This window comes from Bacillus methanolicus MGA3 (genome assembly GCF_000724485.1).
In the GTDB taxonomy this organism is placed as follows: domain Bacteria; phylum Bacillota; class Bacilli; order Bacillales; family Cytobacillaceae; genus Bacillus_Z; species Bacillus_Z methanolicus_A.
In genome coordinates, this window is sequence record NZ_CP007739.1 from 361,367 (window position 1) to 383,726 (window position 22,360).

Here is a 22,360-nt window from a genome sequence, read left to right on the forward strand (position 1 = left end):
ATTTGAAATAATAGAATATGAAGTAAATAAATGGTGTTTGTGTTTTCCTAGGCCTTGTGGAAGGACTTCTCACTTTTTATGAGCTTTTAAATAATTTATAATTATCATATAATATTAGATAATTGAAACTATAAATAATTGTAATACACTATGATATGTTTATATTTTAGACAGAAAAGGTTGGTAAAAATGAGCAGCAGAGAAACTAAAACAGATGTCATTTTAATTGGCGCTGGAATCATGAGTGCGACTTTGGGGACACTCTTGAAAGAATTAGCACCGGAATGGGAAATTAAAGTGTTTGAGAAACTCGCAAACGCAGGAGAAGAAAGCTCTAACGAATGGAATAATGCGGGTACGGGTCATGCTGCATTGTGCGAGCTTAACTATACACCCGAAAAATCCGACGGATCTATAGATATTAGCAAAGCAATAAAAATTAATGAACAGTTTCAGCTTTCAAGACAGTTTTGGTCTTATCTTGTAAACAGCAATCTGATTCGTAATCCGCAGGACTTTATCAGGCCAATACCTCATATGAGTTTAGTGCAAGGGGAAAAAAATGTAGCTTTTTTGAAAAAACGTTTTAAAGCGCTTTCAAATAATCCACTGTTTCAAGGGATGGAATTTTCCGATGACCCTGAAAAACTGAAGGAATGGATTCCGCTTATCATGGAAGGCCGTACATCGAATGAACCGATAGCGGCAACAAAAATCGATTCTGGAACGGATGTCAACTTTGGTGCTTTAACACGCATGTTGTTTGACCACTTAAAGAGTAAAAACGTCGAGATAAACTACAAGCATAGTGTTAAGGATATTAAACGTACTAGCGACGGTTCGTGGAAAGTGAAAGTGTATGATATCGATAGCGGCAAAATCGAATACCATACTGCAAAATTCGTCTTTATCGGCGGTGGGGGCGGAAGTCTGCCTTTACTACAAAAAACGGGTATTCCTGAGTCAAAACATATTGGAGGATTCCCGGTAAGCGGACTATTTATGGTATGTAACAATCCGGAAGTTGTAGCGCAGCATCATGCAAAAGTATATGGTAAAGCTAAGGTCGGTGCTCCTCCAATGTCTGTTCCGCATCTTGATACAAGATATATCAATAACAAAAAATCGTTACTGTTTGGACCGTTTGCCGGCTTCTCGCCAAAGTTCTTAAAAACAGGTTCAAATTTAGATTTGATACGTACTATAAAACCGAATAATATCTTAACTATGTTGGCGGCAGGCATAAAAGAGATGGCATTGACAAAGTACCTGATCCAGCAAGTTATGTTATCGAATGAAAAGCGAATGGAAGAATTACGCGAGTTTGTTCCGAACGCCAAAAGCGAAGATTGGGATATAGTGGTAGCAGGCCAACGTGTGCAAGTTATCAAAGATACTGAGGCTGGCGGTAAAGGAACACTTCAATTTGGTACGGAAGTTGTTAGTGCCGCTGATGGCTCGATAGCTGCATTGCTTGGCGCTTCTCCGGGTGCTTCTACTTCCGTTCACGTTATGCTTGAGGTTTTAGAAAAATGCTTTCCACAACATATGAAAGAGTGGGAACCGAAAATAAAAGAAATGATTCCTTCTTATGGCGTATCACTAGTGGAAAACCCAGAGCTTTTGCACGAAATTCATAACTCAACTGCGAAGACGCTTGGTCTAAGCGAAAAAGAGCCGGTCTTTAGTTAATACTTTGGATGTAAAAACTAAGGCTTATAATGAAAAAGCTTAAGTATCATTTTTTCATCAATGGACAATCGTTTCTAGGGTGAAGAGATTAAAAAGGCAATGATTGAAAAAACAGAGATAAAATACCTAAGGAATTGAGTAAATAATAGAATATCATTGAAAATAAAACTTAGAACCTTTGATTTATCTTTGAATTGAAGGTTCTTTTTTCAAAATTGGCAGTTAGAGAGGCTACGGTGAACCGTATCATAAATAGAGGGGATTTTTGGAGAGCTGAGTAGATAATTTTGAAGAAATGCCACTGTGAAGGACAAAAATGATCTAATAAAATTTGTTATGTCCTTCATAGAGGCGATAAAGGAAAAACAAAAGCCATTGTATATGCTGAATGTCCGTCATAAGACTTTTGAAGGACATAATTAAGATAGAGAGCATAAGAAAAGTCCGTCATAAGAGTCCTGAAGGACATAAACAAGATAGGAAACATAGGAAAAGTCCTTCATACTGTTAATAAAGGACAAATTTAGGATAATACAGTCTAACTAAAGGACAGATCTTCTACTTTTTAATATATAGTAAAGTATTTATATCATACATGGGATACGAAAGGGAACACCTTTGACTATTATTTTAGTTAAAAGTAAAAAAGGTAGAATATTTAATTAAAAAGGGCAGACTCGCCAACGGGTGAAGTCTGCCCAAAATGAGATTCATTTCATGCATAAACCCTTGGGATAATACCATAAGTACTTCACTTTTTTGTCTTACCAGCACCCGATCCTGTGTACAGTATTTAGTACGATTTGATTTTTGCTTCTAATTGACTGAGCGATAATTGATTTAACTCTGGAAAACCTTCTTCTTGCAGGGAAATTGTTTTCCCTTCGTAGATAGGGTAGACTCCTTGCCATCCCCCGACAATGGTATAAAATTCTGTTCCAGGAACAGGTTTAAGAAAGCAAACATATTGACCCTCAGCCAGCGGTCCCGGGTAAGCTTTATTGATAGGATTTAAAGGATGAGGAAGTGGTTCAATTCCGGTTGATAACACGGTGATAATTCGGTCACCGGTTCCCTTTAAATATTTGTTGACATGAAAGCTTTGTACAAAATTGACAAGCTGCCAACCCTGTACAGATTTTTCTAACGGCTGTTTCTGATGAGAAGTATCGAACCAACCATAAGCAATTAATGTTGAACCACTTACTAAATCCTTTATTTTTACGACACGCTTGATATTTACTACTTGTTTTGGAATGACATTATTATGCGCCTGAACAGGTAAATGAAAAATAAATAGCAAACATATACAGATTAATAACTTAGACCATACTTTCATTCAATCACCTCATAATATATCTTTGTTGAGTGTTATTATTTTTAACATTCTTTCTTTTTTTATGTGACCGTTTAATTAATGGGTGCTAATGTTCAATAAGTGCGAACCGGCTTTAACAGCCCTTGATCTTCCGTAATCGAGCACTCTAGCTGAAGATTAAGCATCTGTTTTCTTAATATAGGAATTGAAGATTTATAAAACGAGTAGGAACTCACCAACATTATGTTTCCACATGCACTTTGGACACGTCGAGTACGCTGTGTATATAGTTTTAAAAGAAAAAGCAGGTACCAATTAAGGTTTCCTGCTTTTATTCATTGTATTGGACTGAAAATCGGTAAAGGATCCATTTTCATTTACTTCAACAATTTCAACTTTTTGCAGAAAGAGAAGGCCAAATCGTTGAGTGACGTATTGACAAAGTAATAAGTGTTTCATAGCATTGTTTGAAAACAGAAAGGAATACAAAAATTCAAATTAAACTTACTGCAAAATGCGGGAACCTTTTTCCTACTGATATCTCTCCAGCGTGGAGAAAAAGTCTTTGACAAACCGATAAAATACTTTAACAGACGGCGCCAGCTCGTAATGGTCGGAAACAATAACACCGACGTTTCGTTTGACATGCGGCATTTCGATTGGCACCTTTACTGCGAAGCGAAGCACCGTTTCATAAAGGGCGCTTTCCGGAAGAAGAGTGACGCCAATCCCTGCGGAGACGAGGCCCTTGATTGCATCTAAGTCTTCGCCTTCCGATGAGATGATGGGTGAAAATCCTGCTTGTCGGCAAGCATCGAGTACAATTTGATGCAAAATGTACCCTTGAGGAAATGTCACAAATGGTTCGTTGCGCAGTTCGTTTAGTACTAAGCTGTTTCGTTTGGCGAGCGGATGATTGCTTGGAAGAAGAGCGGCAAACGATTCGGAAAATAAAATATCTCCTTTAATTCCTGTTTCTCCCGTCGGAACTGGACCGAGAAACGCCAAATCGATTTCTCTATTTTTCACGGCTTCGATTAAGAATTTGTAAGCTCCTTGACGCAAATGAAATGAAATGTTTGGATGTTTTTCTTTAAAAGCGGAAATGACCATTGGCATTGTATGGCTTGCCAAACTTGTTGGAAATCCGATTTTGATGATTCCGCGTTCCGGGTCTAAATATTCTTCGATTTGTTGTTTTGCGTATTCAATTGCTTTTAGCGCTGTTTCAACATGAGGCAAAAAGTGGCGGCCGATAGGGGTGAGCTTCACATTTCGTCCTTCCCGTTCAAATAGCTGTACTCCAAGTTCGGCTTCTAAATTACCAATCTGTCTGCTAATGGCAGATTGTGCGACGTGTAGAGCTTCAGCTGCTTCGGAAACGTGTTCCCGTTTGGCCACCTCTAAAAAATATTGAAGTTGTCTTAGTTCCATTTTTCTTCCCTCTCTGCTATTTATCTCAAAATGAGATTAATTTAATCTAAATTATATATTGTTTATATTATTTTTGAAAACTAAAATAATAGTTACATTGTATTTGGAACGGGAGGGAAGCAAGATGAAACATTATGGACTACCGAAAGCGCAAGGGCTATATCATCCTGAATTTGAGCATGATGCGTGCGGGATCGGCTTTTATGCTCATTTAAAAGGAAAGCCGTCTCACGATATAATAAAAAAAGGTCTTCATATGCTTCGCCAGCTGGAACATCGCGGCGGGCAAGGAAGTGATCCAGAAACCGGCGATGGTGCGGGTATGATGGTACAAATTCCACACGAATATTTCCAAGCGGCGTGTGGAAAAATGAACCTTCCGCCGAAAGGACGTTATGGCGTTGGAATGGTATTTTTGCCGGAAGATGAAGAAAAACGAGCGTATTACGAAACAGAAATAAATAAAATCATTGAAAAAGAAGGGCAGACGTTATTAGGTTGGCGAACTGTACCTGTAAATATCGAAAAACTCGGAAAACTCGCGAAACAAAGCAAACCGTTTATCCGTCAAGTGTTTATCGCAGCTAGCGACGATATTCAAGAAGAGCTTGCCTTTGAACGAAAATTGTATGTCATCCGAAAACAAGCGGAAAAGCTTGTTCAAAATAATGAGTGTTATTTTGCCAGCCTCTCAAGTCGGACGATTGTATATAAAGGATTGCTTACACCTGAGCAATTGGATGAATATTACGTCGAATTGCAGGACGAACGGTTTCAATCAGCATTTGCCCTCGTTCATTCCCGCTTTAGTACGAACACATTTCCTAGCTGGGAAAGAGCACATCCAAACCGCTATTTAATTCATAATGGTGAAATCAACACACTAAGAGGAAACGTCAATTGGATGATGGCGCGGGAAAAGCAATTCGTATCCGAGCTTTTCGGTGAGGATTTGAAAAAAATTACGCCGATTTTAGATATGAACGGAAGCGACTCATCTATTTTAGATAATGCTTTTGAATTTTTCGTCCTCGCAGGGAGAAAATTGGCACATGCTGCGATGATGCTTATTCCGGAACCATGGTTTTGGGATAACGAAATGGATGATGACAAAAAGGCGTTTTATGAATACCATAGTTGCTTAATGGAACCTTGGGACGGTCCAACGGCGATTTCATTTACGGATGGAAAGCAAATCGGTGCGATTTTAGACCGCAATGGTTTAAGACCAGCGCGTTATTATGTGACAAAAGATGATTACATTATTTTCTCATCTGAAGTCGGTGTCATCGATGTTGAACCAAACAATGTGCTATATAAAGACCGGTTAAGTCCAGGGAAAATGCTTTTAGTCGATTTAGAACAAGGCCGGATTATTTCTGACCAGGAAATTAAAGAAGAAATTTCCAAAGAAAAACCTTACCGTAAATGGCTGAACGAACAAATGATTACATTAAATGATCTAGATATACCAGAAGATACGGAGCCGGTCAAAAACCTTGTCACATTGCAAAAAGCGTTTGGCTATACGTATGAAGATGTAGAAAAAATGATCATCCCGATGGTGAAAGAAGGAAAAGACCCAACAGGTTCGATGGGAATGGATGCGTCGCTTGCGGTGTTGTCAGACCGTCCGCAAAGCTTGTTTAACTATTTTAAACAGCTATTTGCCCAAGTCACTAACCCGCCAATTGATGCCATTCGCGAATATATTGTGACATCGACGATGACGCTTCTCGGCAAAGAAGGAAATATTCTTCATCCTGATGCATCGGCTGCACGCCGTATTTGCTTGGATACACCGATTCTTTCGAATGAAGAACTCGCGGCGTTAAAGTCAAACCCGTATTCTGAGTTTAAATGTGCGATAATTCCGACATTATTTACCGACGATTTGAAAAAAGCGCTCGACGATCTTTTTGAAAATGCGGAAAAGGCGATGGAAAACGGTGCGGTGCTTCTAGTATTGTCTGATCGAGGCGTTGACGAACAACATGTCGCAATTCCGACATTGCTTGCCACTAGTGCGCTTCATCAATACTTGGTCCGTCAAGGAACACGCACGAACGTAAGCATTATTGTCGAAAGCAGTGAAGCACGGGAAGTTCATCATTTTGCTGCTTTAATTGGATACGGTGCGGATGCGGTAAATCCGTATTTAGCGCTTGAAACAATTCGAAACACTGTGGAAAACGGAATCATTTCGCTTTCCTATCATGAAGCGGTGAATAAATATAAAAAGGCGGTTACCGATGGCGTTGTTAAAGTCATGTCGAAAATGGGAATTTCGACGGTGCAAAGCTACCGCGGTGCGCAAATTTTTGAAGCGATCGGCATCAGTGAAGAAGTGATCGAACAATATTTCACAGGCACGGCATCGCAAATCGGAGGTATCGGGTTGGATGAAATTGCCAAAGAGGCAAAAATGCGCCACGCAGCTGCTTTCCAAACGTCATACAAAGATGATGTATTAGATCCGGGCAGTGAACTGCAATGGAGACGGAATGGAGAACATCACGCATTCAATCCGAAAACGATTCATATGCTTCAATGGGCGTGCCGGAAAAACGACTATAAGCTGTTTAAAGAATATTCGAGATTAGCAAACGAAGAACAAATGACCTTTTTGCGAAATGTGTTTGAATTTGATGAAACAAGAACTCCGGTTCCGATTGAGGAAGTCGAGCCGGTTGAATCGATCGTGCGCCGCTTTAAAACAGGAGCGATGTCCTTCGGTTCGTTAAGCAAAGAAGCGCATGAATCGCTTGCCATCGCAATGAACCGCATAGGCGGAAAAAGCAACAGCGGTGAGGGTGGAGAAGATCCGAGCCGCTACGTGCCAGATGAAAACGGAGATCTGCGCAGAAGTGCGATCAAGCAAATCGCTTCCGGTCGCTTTGGTGTAAAAAGCCATTATTTAGTCAATGCCGATGAATTGCAAATCAAAATGGCACAAGGAGCAAAACCTGGCGAAGGTGGACAACTTCCTGCCAATAAAGTGTATCCATGGGTTGGAAAGGTGCGTGGATCGACGCCTGGAGTAGAATTGATTTCTCCACCTCCGCATCATGATATTTATTCGATTGAAGACTTGGCACAGCTTATTTTTGATTTGAAAAACGCCAATAGAGATGCTCGGATTAGCGTGAAACTTGTTTCAAAAACAGGAGTCGGTACGATTGCGGCCGGAGTCGCGAAAGGAAGTGCGGACGTTATTGTCATAAGCGGTTATGACGGCGGTACTGGTGCTTCGCCAAAAACGAGCATTAAGCATGCCGGTCTTCCGTGGGAGCTAGGTCTTGCGGAAACACACCAAACATTAATGTTAAATGGTTTACGTGACCGGGTTGTGCTTGAAACAGACGGTAAATTAATGACTGGCCGCGATGTGGTGATGGCCGCATTGTTTGGCGCCGAAGAATTCGGTTTTGCGACAGCTCCGCTTGTCGTTTTAGGATGCGTGATGATGCGGGCATGCCATCTTGATACATGTCCGGTTGGCGTGGCGACGCAAAATCCAGAGCTTCGCAAAAAGTTTATGGGAAAACCGGAACACGTGATCAACTTCATGTATTTCGTAGCTCAAGAAATGCGTGAAATTATGGCACAGCTTGGTTTCCGCACGGTGGACGAAATGGTTGGAAGAGTCGACGTCTTAAAAGTAAGCGAGCGTGCGAAAAAACATTGGAAAGCGAAGCATTTGGATATGTCGCGTTTGCTTTACCAAGTAGACGGTCCTCGGACATTTGCTCGTCCGCAGCAGCATAAAATCGAACAAACTCTTGATTACAATAAAATTTTGCCTGCAGTCGAGCCTGCGCTTGAGCGAAAAGAAAAAGTCGAGCTGCAACTTTCTATTCGAAATGTTGATCGCGACGCCGGAACGATTACGGGAAGCGAAATTTCGAAACGATATGGAGAAGAAGGGCTGCCGGAAGATACGATTCAGCTTCATTTCACAGGATCTGCTGGACAAAGCTTTGCTGCTTTCGTTCCAAAAGGAATGACGATGACGCTTGTTGGCGATGCAAACGACTATATCGGAAAAGGGCTGTCAGGCGGAAAAGTGATCGTCCACCCGCCAGAAGAGGCATCGTTTGCTTCTGCGGATAACGTCATTATCGGCAACGTCGCTTTCTATGGGGCAACGAGCGGAGAAGCATATATTCGAGGACGTGCAGGCGAACGGTTCTGTGTTCGAAACAGCGGCGTGAACGCTGTCGTTGAAGGCGTCGGTGATCACGGCTGTGAGTATATGACAGGAGGCCGTGTTGTAATCCTTGGTTTCGTCGGGAAAAACTTTGCGGCGGGAATGTCCGGAGGAATCGCTTATGTGTTGGCCGATGATGAAAACGAATGGCAAAGGACAGCAAATAAAGAATTAGTGCTGTTCGAACGTCTTGAAGATGAAGAAGAAATTAGCGAAGTGCATCAAATGATTTCAAAACATTATCAATATACTGGAAGCAGAAAAGCTTCACATATTTTAGCACATTGGGAAAAGTATACAGAAAAATTTGTGAAAGTTATTCCAAGAAACTACAAATTGATGATCGAAACCATAAAAGCGATGGAACAATCCGGGCTTTCTCAAGATGAGGCGATGATGGCTGCTTTCGAAGCAGTTGCAAAACGAAAACAAGCTGCGGTAAACGAACAATTCGCATTACAAGCGGTCGCTAAATAAAACGATTGTTTTCTCGATCATCTTTTCGTGAAGAGGAGGGTGAAACACAAATGGGAAAAGTAACAGGATTTATGGAATATACTCGCGAAGAAGAAACGAAACGTGGCCCTCTTTCTCGCCTGGAGGATTGGAAAGAATATACGGTTCCGTTTTCCGATGAAACGCTCGCAAGACAAGGTGCCCGCTGCATGGACTGCGGGACCCCGTTTTGCCATATGGGACTGGAGTTGAACGGCTTAACATCAGGTTGTCCGATTCATAATTTAATCCCGGAATGGAACGATTTAGTGTACCGAGGCAGATGGAAGGAAGCACTTGAGCGGCTGTTGAAAACGAACAACTTCCCGGAATTCACCGGAAGGGTTTGCCCTGCGCCTTGTGAAGGTTCCTGTACGGTAGCGATCTCCGACCCGGCAGTCGCCATCAAAGGAATCGAGAGGGCGATTATTGATAAAGGATTTGCTGAAGGATGGATTCAGCCGCGAATTCCGCAAATACGAACAGGAAAAAAAGTGGCGATTGTCGGTTCTGGGCCTGCTGGTCTTGCTTGCGCCGACCAGCTTAATCAAGCTGGCCATTCGGTAACTGTGTACGAGCGGGCCGATCGTGTCGGTGGATTATTAATGTATGGCATACCAAATATGAAACTCGAAAAAGAAATTGTCGAGCGGAGAGTTCGACTTTTAGAACAAGAAGGGATTACGTTCGTAACAAATACCGAAGTTGGAAAAGATATCACAGCCGAAGAGCTGCGTTCCCAATATGACGCCGTCGTATTATGCATCGGTGCGCAAAAACAACGAGACCTTGCGATTGAAGGAAGAGAGCTTGAAGGCGTTCATTTTGCGATGGATTATTTAACAGGTGTAACGAAAAGCTTGTTTGACTCGAATTTTGAAGATGGCAACTTCATTGATGCGAAAGATAAGCATGTCATTGTAATCGGCGGCGGAGATACGGGTGCTGACAGTGTTGCCGTTGCTTTGCGGCAAAAATGCAAAAGCGTTGTGCAGTTTGGCAAGCACCCGGCATTGCCGAAAGAACGGTCGGATAATAATCCGTGGCCGCAGTATCCGCTTGTATTTACACTTGATTACGCATATGAAGAATCGAAAGCGAAATTCGGTACTGACCCTCGGCAATATTGTATTCAGACGAAAAAGATTGTTGGCGATGAACATGGACGGGTCAAAGAACTTCATACGATTCAAATGGAAAAAATTATCGATGAAAATGGCAATGCGATATTTAATGAAATTCCTGGCACCGAAAAAGTTTGGCCATGCGATTTAGTATTTATTGCCATCGGTTTTGAAGGTCCAGAGCAGCCTGTTTTGCATCAATTCGGCGTCGAAACCGTCAACAAAAAAGTAAAAGCACCATACGGCAAATACACAACAAACGTCGAAGGAGTATTTGCAGCTGGAGATGCTCGCAGAGGCCAAAGCCTAATCGTTTGGGCGATTCATGAAGGTCGGGAAGCAGCGAGAGAAGTGGATCGATTCTTGATGGGAACAACGAATTTGCCGTAATGAGAAATTCCTCTTGAAAACAAATTGTTTTCAAGAGGAATTTTTTTAATGTAAGGGTACAGGTAAATTTACATAATATAATTTACCAAAGAACCCCAAAGGAACTGCTGAAATATGGTTGGAAAGATGTAACTCCAGATGGGATAAGAAAAATACAAACTCAAGAGAGTCGAGTGAAATGAATAATAAAACGGTTAAATTTGTTTTGAAAGGTGAAGAGGATGTGAAATTTTTTACAGTTCAAGCTGTAGAAGTAGATTTTATAAAATTAGGTTAACATATTTTCATTAAATGTGAAAAAACCTTGAATGAGTGTATATCATTCATTTAAGGTTTTTTAGCTGTAATAGCAGGTTCCGAATCTATCACTTCCACTTATCCGTTATCACGATAGGAGTAGTAGAAGGGTTAATCCTCTAATGAGGTGCAAAAATATTGATGTCCAATACTTTACAAATCAGTTCTAACGTTTCGAAGTATACACTATTCTGAACGGTAAGAACCATATGTACATTGAATAACATTTAAATGATTTATTTGTTATAAAATACTAAATTTAACAAAAATGTTACAATTATACAATTTATATTGATTTAAAGTGGTAAACAATGTGAAAATAAATGTAGTGTTAATTATTGATAGAAAGGAGGTGAAATAGTGCGTAAAGGCTTGACGTATGTATTATCCACTTGCCTTATTTTAGGGTTTCCTACTATAACTCAAGCCCAGGAATTGGGTGGATCTAAAGAATCCGTGGAGCCTTTAATAAAGAACGAGAGGGTTACATATCCGCTAAATAGGTTGGATTCTGAAAAAGTAGATACTCAGGGAAGCTATAATCTGAATCTAGCATCTGATCTTCCAGCAGCAGATGCGCCATTCACATCTACTAATGGTGGCAACGCAGAAAGATTAACGGGAGAAAGTCAATCATCGGAAGGACAAGTCGCCGAATCTAAATCGAATGTTTCAGGCGAGTTAGAAAAAGAAATTGCTGAAAAATCCGTTGAAAACAAGGGCGAGCTTTCCGTTAAACCAAGCAAGGAAATGCTCCAAAAAGAGAATAAAGGAGCATTAAATACAAACAAACTCCCTGCTAAAGATAATAAAAAAGTTACCCCATCCTTAAGTCTAGGCATTGGGGGATTAAACATTAATATCTTTGGAGAAAAACGTTTACTTGGAATTGGATTAGGTTTACCGGTTGCAGGAAATGTAAACGCAAACATTTTAGGACAAACGAAAGCAAGCTCTACAGAAGAACAATCTACTCGTCGTACCTTGTTAGGGGTGGACATAACACTAGTAGGCGATGCCCACGTAGGAGTGTTAGAAGGCGGAAAAGTTCTTCGTAATGATGGAGAAGAACGTAATGGCGGACTAGCGGTTGTAGAATTGGACAATATGTTTGGGAAAACACATGTAGGAGTAGCTGAAGCTCGCGAACAAATATCTGGAAATATAAATAAATTTCAAAGCGGATTGTTGTTGGCGGGATTGAAGGATACTCCTTTTGGGGACGCCAATTTTGGAGTAGCCGAGTTCAATAAAGTGGAAGCCCCAGACTATAAAGAAGTACAGACCGGCTTAGTCATAGCTGATGTCAATAACACTCCTTTAGGAGACGGTCACCTTGGAATAGCTGAAGTGAAAAAGGTTGAAACACCTGATTATAACGAATTTAATTCCGGGCTAATTATAGGTGATGTCACAAACACGCATCTAGGAAATGCACATTTAGGGCTCATTGAATATAAACAAACAGAAACAGACGGATATAAATCTTCTAATGGTGGATTAGTGATTGGGGACATTAAAGATTCACCGATAATAAATGATTCGCATATTGGTATAGGTGAATTTCAACAAGTAGAGAAAAAGGATCCTGCCCCAACACAAGAAAAACCAAAAGAGGAACCAAAACAGGAAGAACAACCTGATACGAAGCCGGTAGAGGGCAATCCTGGAAATGGAAGTACTCAACCAGGAAATTCAGATCAACCAATTAACCCAGATCAACAAAGCAATCCAGATCAACCAAGTGATTGTGTGAATCCTGGTCAATTGCCACCATCTACACCGGTTAATGATGGTAGCCAAGAACAACCAGGTAAGGCAACTTCACCAAAAACAGGAGATAACGCGGTTGAAAACCCGGCAGATATTCATGAGAATACAAAGGTTAACGAAACACAACTTGCTAATGATCAAGAGATAAATGATCCTGTAGCAAAGCTTATTAAGGAATTAACTGATGCAGGAAATAAAATAATTCTCAATCAGTCAAATTCTGATGACTTGAGTCAAATAAAAAATGTATTGGATGAAGAACAAAAAAATAGAAATCATCCATTAAGTTCACAAATGATTACAGTATCTACTTCTACGGGTTCGACTAGTAGCGGATCATCAGCAAATGGTTCATCGGGTTCTACTGGTTCAAGCGGAGGATCTGGAATAGCAGCTTATCTTGATTATGCATATACCGATTACATAGAATTAAATAACCAAGTGAACTATGTTCTGGATGAGTTATCAGATCAATGGATGAAAGATCCGCCAGTACAACCACCGAAATCTTCCTTCTTCTTAGCCGCATAATAAAAAATCTAAGAAGAAGGGAATTGAAAATGAATAAAGAGGTTGTTGTAAAATCGTTGAAAAGTATCGTTTATGCAGGGACATTAGTTATTGGCATCTCATTTTTTGGAAATTCAGTTGGTGCTGAGGGAGTAAATAATCAAGATGTACAAGCTAAGTCCAATGTTGTAACTCAGCCAGTAGTATCTAATGTACAAGCTCTAACCAATGCTGTAGTTCAGCCAGTGGTATCCAATGTACAAGCTCTAACTAATGCTGCAACTCAGCAGGTGGAATCAAATGTACAAGCTCTAACTAATGCTGTAAATCAGCCAGTGGAATCTAAAGAAGTTACAAATACTGCGATTCAATCAGATGAAAATAGCCAGGTAAAAGTAACAAACACAACTAGTGAAAATAATCAAGAGAAGGCAACAAACACAACTAGCAACGAAGAGTCTATCATTCCAAAAAATCCACCTGTAAAAACAGGGAACCCTGCTAGAAAAGACGAAAATATTAAAAGCGAGAAAAAAGGTTCTCTTATTAACATTGGTTTAGGTGGAAGTCTTTTAAAGCCAATAACTGGTGATCTCAAGATCGATATCATCGGTGGCAAAAAAGTCGAAACAAAAGACGGCAACTCTCTTATAACTGGCGGGGTTGTTCAAGCTGATTTAAAAGATTCTGGTTTACTCGGAGATACACATTTGGGTGTGATTGAAGGCACAAAAATTAAAACAGATGATTACGAATATACACATGGTGCAGTGGCTGATCTTGATATAAAAAAATCGGTAGTTGGAGATGCGCATGTTGGTGTCATTGAAGGTGAAAAGGTGGAAACTGATGAGTATACATGGAAACATGGTGGCATTGCAATTATAGACACCAAAAACACTCCAGTGCTTGGAGATGTGCACACAGGTATAGGAGAAATTGAAGATTTTGAAACGAAACAGCCTGCTGCTCCTAATCAATCAGAAGAACCTAAAGATCCAAAACAACCTTGCAACTGTAACCAAGGACAGCCGGGCAATCCAGGACAGCCAGGCAGCCCAGGACAACCAGGCACCCCAGGACAGCCGGGCAATAATCCAGGACAACCAGGCACCCCAGGACAGCCAGGCAGCCCAGGACAACCAGGCAACCTAGGACAGCCAGGCAACCCAGGACAGCCAGGCAGCCCAGGACAGCCAGGCAATCCAGGACAGCCAGGCAGCCCAGGACAGTCTGGCAACCCAGGACAGCCAGGCAACCCAGGACAGCCGGGCAATCCAGGACAGCCAGGCAGCCCAGGACAGCCAGGCAGCCCAGGACAGTCTGGCAACCCACAACAACCTGAAAGACCAAGTAAGCAAACTCCTGATATACCTGATAACAATTCTGAAGAAACATTACCTAAAACAGGTTCAGTAATGGATTCTTCTATGCTTTTACTTACTTCTCTTATGATGATTTTAGTGGGATTCGTTTTAAGGAGATTTAAATCTAACTTAGCTTAATAACTGAATTGTACTACTTTCTTTATACCAATTGGTAAGAAATTTTTGTATGGAGGGCTGGCCACCCTCCTTTTTTTAGGAAGGGGTTATAACCGTGAAAAAGTTAGGTAGTGTGTTTATTGTTATCGGGATTTTTGTGTTACTTTTTGTTGTGTTTACAAAGGTGAAGACATTTTATGAACAAAAGAAATTAGTAGAAGAATACACTTCGTTGTTCTTTTCAGAACAATCTTCTGATGAACCAGAAAAGCCAATAAAAGAAGGACAAGTGATTGGAATTCTAAAAATCCCAAAAATTAATTTAGAAACTCCTATTAAGGAAGGGGCGCGGCCTGAAGATATAAAATATTCGGTAGGACATTGCCATCCTCAAGCTCTACTTATAATTTGGGGAAGAAGAATCAAAATTTTGTTATCGCTGGTCATCGTTCTTATACTTATGGAAAGTTTTTTAATCGACTAGATGAATTGCAGAAAGGTGATTATATCATCATTAATGTACAAAACAAAGTACTCACCTATAAGGTATTTAATAAAAAGATTGTGAAGCCTACAGAAACTGATATAATTTATCCAATTAAGAATAAGTCAATGGTCACGTTAGTTACGTGTCACCCAAAATATTCGGATAAACAAAGGTTGATTGTTTTCGCTGAACTGGAGGCAGAACAAATAAAGGATGGACGGGATAAATTTTAATGGGATGTATGTCTGTCATAGTCCGAATTATATTATTATTTTGTAATTGTTTCACACATTCGTGTGATTGTTCTACATTTGCGAAAAATGGTTTCACATTGTGTTCGGTGCTTGTGGTCAATCCTCAAAAAACAGGTAATCACAATTTCGATATTAAGATACGATATGCTGCCTAAATTCTACAGGGGACCATATTGTTTAATTTTTTCTAGAACAGATGATGGTGTTATGTCACGAAAACAGACACGTTAAACAGAGAGAAAAGCTCTTCTCATGTTTATGCAGCTATTTTTGTTTCGTCAGCGAAGCAAACACAACCGATTCCGTCTCGTCAACCATTGGATGAGACGGAACGAACAACATATTGTAGAACCCATCATGATCGAGATATTAACGCAAGCTTAAATCTTAAAAATGAAGCTATAAGGCTTCTAACCGTCGGTGCGACGGAAAGACTAGCCCTACTAAGATAACTGAGGGTTACTTAGGTGTTCGTAGGAATCTCTCGCTTCAAACAGACCATAAAGGTCGTTAAGCGGTTAGTAGTTCAAGGTTAGATACAGGTCCTCTGCCAAGTTTAGGTTTCCAATTTTTCAATTTGTTTTTCAAGTAGTCCTTTAAAAAATCACGTTTCTTTCTTCGCCTTTTATCACGATTTTTAATGGAAAGTCACCGCCCTTACGTTTCTGAACAAAGCCAATTAACTTTATTATAACCTCTTCAATCCTAATTATCGTAACTTTATTTCAAATAAATGAAAAATATATCTTAAAAATTTAACTCATATAAAAAACTCATGCTATAATAGGTTAAACCATTTGTTTGGATGATATTCCCTGCTTGTTCTTTGAGCTTTTTAACAATAAAAAAAGACTCTAGAATAGAGTCTCTTTGTATGTGCTAAATCTACATTAAGCTTTACGGACGTTTGCAGCTTGAGGTCCGCGAGCGCCTTTTTCAACATCGAATGTAACATCTTGACCTTCTTCAAGTGATTTGAAACCTTCGCCTTGGATCGCTGAGAAATGAACGAATACGTCTTCTCCGGCTTCACGTTCGATAAATCCGAAACCTTTTTCTGCATTAAACCATTTTACTTTACCATTTTCCATTTTTGTTGCCTCCTAGTGCGTCGTACACACAATTAAATTTTATTCTTGCTCTAAATGATATCCAGGCGAAAAGCAGTTTCTTGTTCTTCACTTGCATACTGAACAAAAATAATTCTTGTTAAGAATAACAGAAATAGGAATGATTGGCAAGTAAAAATTGAGTTCTTTCAAAAGTAAAACAGAAAAGGTGATTAATAATGCAGAAAATGATTGTGGTTGGAGCAGGAATTCTTGGAGCGTCTGCCACTTATCACTTGGCAAAATCTGGAGTTGATATTACTTTGGTAGATCGTTTTGACCGAGGACAGGCAACGGACTCCGCAGCGGGTATTATTTGTCCTTGGCTTTCGCAGCGACGCAACAAAGCGTGGTATCAGCTAGTGAAAGGTGGGGCGCGTTACTATCCCGATTTGATTGATCAATTGGAAGCAGATGGTGATAAAGAAACAGGTTATAAACGAGTAGGTGCGATTTGTCTTCATACAGACGCAGATAAACTAGAGAAAATGGCGGAACGAGCGCGTAAACGGCGTGAGGATGCACCTGAAATCGGAGAAATTTCGATTTTATCACCTGCTGAAACAAAGAGGCTGTTTCCGCCGTTATCCGAGGAATATGGTTCTGTTCATGTCAGCGGAGGAGCTCGTGTAAATGGAAGAGCATTACGAAACTCTTTAATCAATGCTGCCATTAAGTATGGGGCTGATTTTCTTCAAGGGGATGCCACCCTAGTTTATAAAGACAAGCAGGTCACTGGAATCAAGCTAAATGAAATTACATTGGAGGCTGATCAAGTTATTGTTACAGGAGGTGCTTGGTCAAAAGAATTACTACAGCCGCTAGGCATCAATTTTTTAGTAAAACCCCAGAAGGCGCAAATCATTCAACTTCAAATGCAAGACATGGATACAAGCCAATGGCCGGTTGTCATGCCTCCAAATGATCAGTATATTCTCACATTCGAAGATGGTCGGGTTGTTGTAGGAGCAACACATGAGGATGATGCTGGATTCGACTACCGAGTAACAGCAGGGGGAGTTAATGAAGTTTTGGGAAAGGCCTTGGCAGTGGCGCCTGGTTTAGCTAATAGCACCATGATTGAAACAAGGGTAGGTTTTCGGCCGTTCACACCTGGTTTTCTTCCTGTCATCGGAGCTTTGCCTAATTATAAAGGAATATTAATTGCTAATGGGTTAGGGGCTTCAGGCTTAACAAGCGGGCCTTATCTCGGATCTGAACTTGCAAAGCTTGCACTCGGCAAACCAACAGAAATTGATCTTAGTCTCTATGATGTAGCTGGCGCTCTTGAAGTTTAGTTCGGGAACATCTTTACGCTGAAGCGCTGCCCACAGAAGGTGAATAACTAATTCAGAATATATGACCAAGAAAATCCAAATGGATATTGGGATGTTTGGACTGATTTTGATTCATCCGATTTGATGGAAAGTGAAGATCTGAATCTTTTTTCAACAGTCAGAATTTTTTTAATTTGTCGAAAAAATATTTCCTTTTTTTGTTGTTTTTTACATATAAAGTGTTATTCTATTTTCAGGGAAAATAAATGATTGCAAGGGGGAGAAGTGAGAAGTAATGGAACAAAACAAAAGAATGCCATTCGTTATTTTAGCCATGGCGTTGGGACTTTTTATGGCTTCGCTTGACAACACAATTGTTTCTGCCAGCATTAATCAAGTTATCAAGGATATTGGCGGATTTGATAAAATGAGCTGGGTTTTTACGGCTTATATGCTGGCGGCAACAAGTACCATGCTCGTTTTCGGAAAAATGAGCGATTTGTTTGGAAGAAAATTGTTTTATCTAATAGGAATCAGTATGTTCCTGATTGGGTCAGCTTTAAGCGGAACGGCACAGAATATTGATCAGTTGATTGCCTATCGTGTCATTCAAGGGATCGGTTCAGGAGCCATTTTTCCGATTTCGTTTACGATTATTTATTCTATTTCTACAGATCCCAAGCAAGCTGCCAAAATGTCTGGCGTTTTTGCAGGGATATTTGGTATTTCGTCCGTTTTTGGTCCACAAATTGGTACTTGGATTTCCGAAACCTCTTGGCTAGGCTGGAGATGGTGTTTTTATGTGAACGTGCCTTTTGGCATCGTATCTATCATCACTTTGTTGATTGCTTTAAAGGAATCCAAGTCAGATCAAAAACCAAAAGTTGACTATCTAGGGACAGTGCTATTGATTTCTTCCACCGTTCTGCTGCTTCTCGGTTTAGAATGGGGCGGTAAAGATTATGCATGGGATTCGGTTCAAATCATTGGGATTTTTATTGGTGCTGCTTTATTGATTGCGTTGTTCATATTAGTGGAAAGAAAGGCGAAGGAACCGATTTTGCCTCTTACTATTTTTAAAAATAAAATGGTGATGGGCACAAGCATTGTCGTGTTTTGCCAGGGGGCCATCATGTTCTCTGCGATTACTTATCTTCCTATTCTTTCAGTGGCTGTTATCGGGAACGAAAACTCGAACAGTGTATTAACACCAATGATGCTACCGATTATGATTGGTGCAATCGCAGGCGGTTTCCTTTGTACGAAAGTTCCTTTCCGTACCATTATGGCTTTTTCCATGGCAGTCGGCATACTAGTAGCTTATTTGCTGGGATCCATTACGCATGATACGGCGAAGTGGGTGGTAACACTCATCATGATCACGTTAGGGCTGATTGTTCTTGGTCCGCTCATGAGTGTATCGCAAAATGCTATAGCTCAATCCGTTGATAAGAGATATATCGGAATCGCTTCTTCGGTTGTAGGATTTTGGCGCAATATTGGCGGTGTGATGGGGGCCGCGATTACAGCGACCATTGTGAACAATTATTTGAAAGAGAAGATGAAAGAATTTGCATCAGCTACCAAAATGCCTGTTGATAAGGCACAAGAGATAGCAAAACCAGAAATATTAATGCAAGATCATACACAGATTCCTGCCCAGATTGTTGACTTTATGAGAGGCGCAGTGGAAACGGCTTTGCACCACGGCTTTATATTAGCACTAATTGCCGGTATTATCGGATTTCTGGTTTCATTATTTGTGGGCGGAGACCGTTACAATTTTGGAAAAAGAGGCGTTAATGAGACCGGCAAGGAAGAATTGCCTGCAAGCTAACCGCAGTTTTTCCGTTTGGATTTCAACTGAAAAAAGCTCATCCTTGACATAGTCCATAGGATGAGCTTTGTTGCATTAAGGGCTGCTAATTTAATATCTAACTCTTCACATATTTCTCTTGACACTATCAGAATAATAGAAAAAAATAGTAAAAAATAGTGAAAAAACAGGAAAATAGTACCGTAAATCTTTGGTCTAATGCGGTACTCCATATCTGATCATACACTCATTCCACATCTAAAGGCGATGGGCTTTCCTGTTCAGAAATCCGTCATATCGAAAAGGGGAACAGAATAGAATTAGTGTATGAGAATGCCCTCCTTTTATGTATTTGTAAAGGAGACATCAGGTTTTAGAAATAATAAAGAAAAGTTGGGAGAAAAATGAGGAAGTTTGTAGGGACAATGACAATAATTTTGGCTGCTAGTTTAATAGGATTGATTGGATGTACAGAAAAAACAGTAAAAGAACAGGAGTTAGAGAAACAAGTAGCTGATTTGCAACAGAAAATTGATAAGAATAAGAAAACAGGGGAAAAAGAAAAGAAAAAAGAAGAAAAACCGATTGTAGTTAATGTGGTCGATCCAAATACGAAAAAGGTGGTAAAAACTTTTAATCCGAAGGAAATGGGATTTGAAAAGAATAAAGAAAAGTATAAACAGGAAATTGAAAACTGGGCAAGGATATTAGCAAGGGGAACGGAAACAAAGGCTGGATATGACCAAAGAATGATTCCTGATAAGATAGGAGAAAATGGTCAAATCATAAAGGGAAGACCAAGAGTGATATTAGAGGAATCGGAGTTAACGGAAAAAGTGATTAAGGCTTCGGAAAAGGGTGGAACTGTCGAATTGCCTTTATATGTTACCGAAAGTGGGTATAAGCCTGAAGAAGTTTCTCATTTGGGGGAAGTGGTGGTCGCTTCGTATACAACTTATTTCAATAGCGGCGTAGCGGGAAGAACGAGAAATATCGAGCTATCTGCACAGGCCATCAATAATGTCATTATCGGAGTTCGAGATATATTCTCTTTTAATACAACTGTCGGACCGAGTGATGAAGCACATGGATATCAAAAGGCAGAGGAAGCAGTCAATGGGAAATTGGTCATGGGAGTTGGAGGAGGCATTTGTCAGACGTCATCTACTTTGTATAATGCGGTAGATAAACTAGGGGTCACTTATATAGAAAAGCATCATCATTCAGTGCATGTCGGGTATGTGCCAAAAGGAAGAGATGCAACGGTGTCATATGGAGGATTGGATTTTAGATTTCAGAATACGACAGGTGTACCATTGCTATTGAAAGCATATGTAAAGAAAGGGTCACTAACCGTAGAGGTGAGAACGTCGAAAGCAAATCTTAGCCGTCTAAAAAAATGATTAAATGATGGGTAGGAATGACAGTAATATTTAATGAAATTATGCGTGTTTTCTCGAAGATCATTTAATGGAATTGCTAGAATTTTAATATTAATCATTGAGAAAATGAAAAAAGAGCCTCTTCAATAGGTAAAGGATGGGGACATCCTCCACCTATTGTAGAGGTTATTTTCTCTTTTACCCATAAACATCTTACTCATACGGAGAACAGGATTTTTTCTATAACTTTGGAGTTACGAATCTATCATGGGTGGCTATCGTGCAGTAATGGTCAAATAGTTATATTAATTATTTGACTTTTTTGAAATGTGTTAAGTATTATATACAGAATATGAAGGCTGATAAGAAAGGAGGAAATTTAAAGAGTCAACAACGTTTTTTTAAGAATGCTTTTATCACTGAACCACTCATACTCATATCGGTAAGGGAAGGATGAACAAGATGTCATTTGAAAGTGTAAAAGCTCATTTTAAACAGTGGAATCGTGAAGATGATGTGATGGAATTTGAAACATTGACTGCTACGGTTGAGCAGGCCGCTGACACAATAGGCGTCATCCCTGCTCGAATTGCGAAGACGCTATCCTTCAGAGGAGAAGGTGAGAAAGCAATTTTGATCGTCGCTGCTGGGGATGCCAAAATCGATAACAAGAAATTTCGCCACACATTTGGCTTTAAGGCACGTATGCTCACGCCTGACGAAGTGCTAGAGCAAACTGGACATGTTATAGGTGGAGTTTGCCCATTCGGATTGAAAAATGAAATGGACGTCTATTTGGATGTCTCGATGAAACGCTTCGAGACCCTTTTCCCCGCCTGTGGAAGTCCAAACTCTGCCATTGAATTGACATGTGATGAATTATTTCAATATTCATTTGCTAAAGGATGGGTAGATGTTTGTAAAGGATGGGAGGAAGCTGGGTTTAGAGAGACGGTAGTTGTAAACAACGATCGACTTTGAATTGAAAAAGAATTCAATAAAACAACAAGTAGTATTTATAAATTTTTCAATTACATAAAAATGACTCTAAAAACGAACAGATAGCGACTCTTTAACAAGGGTTCGCTCTTTTTTATCTATATTGAAACTATTGAGATTATTAATTCCATAACATTGTTACGGGATGTTTAGCAAGTACTCAAAAAATACGCCTCAAGTCTTAGATTAATTTACATTCAGGGTCTTTAGAAGGAATATTAAGTTTCGTGTATGGTTAAATTTGGGGTAGTAATTTTTTAAAGAATTGAAACCCTAGTTCTTTATATTCGTATCTATGATTAGAAATGA

Annotated in this window: 14 protein-coding genes; 11 read left to right on the forward strand and 3 right to left on the reverse strand. The window is 40.0% G+C overall.

What is annotated here, in order from left to right:
• Positions 1–150: 150 nt before the first annotated feature.
• The gene (locus BMMGA3_RS01915) at positions 151–1,692 is read left to right on the forward strand and encodes a malate:quinone oxidoreductase (RefSeq protein ID WP_318533208.1); all 1,542 of its coding nucleotides are present in this window, start codon (positions 151–153) and stop codon (positions 1,690–1,692) included.
• Between the two features lie 793 nt (positions 1,693–2,485).
• Here the strand turns inward: BMMGA3_RS01915 and BMMGA3_RS01920 are convergent.
• Complete coding sequence (locus BMMGA3_RS01920; protein WP_003348318.1) at positions 2,486–3,031, reverse strand: hypothetical protein; 546 nt, start codon at positions 3,029–3,031, stop codon at positions 2,486–2,488.
• 510 nt (positions 3,032–3,541) lie between these two features.
• Positions 3,542–4,444 carry a glutamate biosynthesis transcriptional regulator GltC gene (locus BMMGA3_RS01925; protein WP_003348317.1) on the reverse strand — a complete coding sequence of 301 codons (903 nt, stop codon included), beginning with the start codon at positions 4,442–4,444 and terminating at the stop codon, positions 3,542–3,544.
• A gap of 124 nt (positions 4,445–4,568) precedes the next feature.
• Here BMMGA3_RS01925 and gltB point away from each other — a divergent pair, with 124 nt between their 5' ends.
• The 6 genes from gltB to BMMGA3_RS18680 all read left to right on the forward strand — a co-directional run bounded on the left by gltB (position 4,569) and on the right by BMMGA3_RS18680 (position 15,447).
• Positions 4,569–9,131 carry a glutamate synthase large subunit gene (gene gltB, locus BMMGA3_RS01930; RefSeq protein ID WP_003348316.1) on the forward strand — a complete coding sequence of 1,521 codons (4,563 nt, stop codon included), beginning with the start codon at positions 4,569–4,571 and terminating at the stop codon, positions 9,129–9,131.
• Positions 9,132–9,181: 50 nt separating this feature from the next.
• A complete protein-coding gene (locus BMMGA3_RS01935; RefSeq protein WP_003348315.1) occupies positions 9,182–10,663 on the forward strand; it encodes a glutamate synthase subunit beta in 1,482 nt (493 codons plus the stop codon).
• A gap of 657 nt (positions 10,664–11,320) precedes the next feature.
• Positions 11,321–13,264, forward strand: coding sequence for a hypothetical protein (locus BMMGA3_RS01940; RefSeq protein ID WP_003348311.1), 1,944 nt, complete (start codon positions 11,321–11,323; stop codon positions 13,262–13,264).
• Positions 13,265–13,293: 29 nt separating this feature from the next.
• Positions 13,294–14,748, forward strand: coding sequence for an LPXTG cell wall anchor domain-containing protein (locus BMMGA3_RS16660; RefSeq protein ID WP_003348309.1), 1,455 nt, complete (start codon positions 13,294–13,296; stop codon positions 14,746–14,748).
• A 94-nt stretch (positions 14,749–14,842) separates the two neighbouring features.
• Positions 14,843–15,211: a sortase family protein gene (locus BMMGA3_RS17715; RefSeq protein WP_003348307.1), complete on the forward strand. Its 369-nt coding sequence runs from the start codon at positions 14,843–14,845 to the stop codon at positions 15,209–15,211.
• Positions 15,136–15,447 (forward strand): sortase, encoded by a 312-nt coding sequence (locus tag BMMGA3_RS18680; protein WP_185762555.1) that lies wholly within the window; start codon positions 15,136–15,138, stop codon positions 15,445–15,447. Before BMMGA3_RS17715 ends, BMMGA3_RS18680 begins: the two co-directional genes overlap by 76 nt.
• 911 nt (positions 15,448–16,358) lie before the next feature.
• Here BMMGA3_RS18680 and BMMGA3_RS01955 read toward each other — a convergent pair.
• A complete protein-coding gene (locus BMMGA3_RS01955) occupies positions 16,359–16,559 on the reverse strand; it encodes a cold-shock protein (protein WP_003348303.1) in 201 nt (66 codons plus the stop codon).
• Between the two features lie 197 nt (positions 16,560–16,756).
• Between BMMGA3_RS01955 and BMMGA3_RS01960 the strand changes: the two genes are divergently transcribed.
• The 4 genes from BMMGA3_RS01960 (at position 16,757) to BMMGA3_RS01975 (ending at position 22,033) form a co-directional block, all read left to right on the forward strand.
• Entirely contained in the window at positions 16,757–17,875 is a 1,119-nt protein-coding gene (locus BMMGA3_RS01960) for an NAD(P)/FAD-dependent oxidoreductase (RefSeq protein ID WP_003348301.1), read from the forward strand.
• 274 nt (positions 17,876–18,149) lie between these two features.
• Positions 18,150–19,691 carry an MFS transporter gene (locus BMMGA3_RS01965; protein WP_003348298.1) on the forward strand — a complete coding sequence of 514 codons (1,542 nt, stop codon included), beginning with the start codon at positions 18,150–18,152 and terminating at the stop codon, positions 19,689–19,691.
• Positions 19,692–20,074: 383 nt separating this feature from the next.
• A complete protein-coding gene (locus BMMGA3_RS01970; protein WP_034669461.1) occupies positions 20,075–21,073 on the forward strand; it encodes a VanW family protein in 999 nt (332 codons plus the stop codon).
• A gap of 441 nt (positions 21,074–21,514) precedes the next feature.
• Complete coding sequence (locus tag BMMGA3_RS01975; RefSeq protein WP_003348295.1) at positions 21,515–22,033, forward strand: YbaK/EbsC family protein; 519 nt, start codon at positions 21,515–21,517, stop codon at positions 22,031–22,033.
• The last annotated feature ends 327 nt before the right edge of the window (positions 22,034–22,360 follow it).

Coding starts and splice junctions, on each gene's coding strand:
- BMMGA3_RS01960 (WP_003348301.1), top strand. CDS start 16,757: ATGCAGAAAATGATTGTGGTTGGAGCAGGAATTCTTGGAGCGTCTGCC.
- BMMGA3_RS01955 (WP_003348303.1), bottom strand. CDS start 16,559: ATGGAAAATGGTAAAGTAAAATGGTTTAATGCAGAAAAAGGTTTCGGA.
- BMMGA3_RS01975 (WP_003348295.1), top strand. CDS start 21,515: ATGTCATTTGAAAGTGTAAAAGCTCATTTTAAACAGTGGAATCGTGAA.
- BMMGA3_RS01925 (WP_003348317.1), bottom strand. CDS start 4,444: ATGGAACTAAGACAACTTCAATATTTTTTAGAGGTGGCCAAACGGGAA.
- gltB (WP_003348316.1), top strand. CDS start 4,569: ATGAAACATTATGGACTACCGAAAGCGCAAGGGCTATATCATCCTGAA.
- BMMGA3_RS01915 (WP_318533208.1), top strand. CDS start 151: ATGATATGTTTATATTTTAGACAGAAAAGGTTGGTAAAAATGAGCAGC.
- BMMGA3_RS01965 (WP_003348298.1), top strand. CDS start 18,150: ATGGAACAAAACAAAAGAATGCCATTCGTTATTTTAGCCATGGCGTTG.
- BMMGA3_RS01970 (WP_034669461.1), top strand. CDS start 20,075: ATGAGGAAGTTTGTAGGGACAATGACAATAATTTTGGCTGCTAGTTTA.
- BMMGA3_RS16660 (WP_003348309.1), top strand. CDS start 13,294: ATGAATAAAGAGGTTGTTGTAAAATCGTTGAAAAGTATCGTTTATGCA.
- BMMGA3_RS01920 (WP_003348318.1), bottom strand. CDS start 3,031: ATGAAAGTATGGTCTAAGTTATTAATCTGTATATGTTTGCTATTTATT.
- BMMGA3_RS01935 (WP_003348315.1), top strand. CDS start 9,182: ATGGGAAAAGTAACAGGATTTATGGAATATACTCGCGAAGAAGAAACG.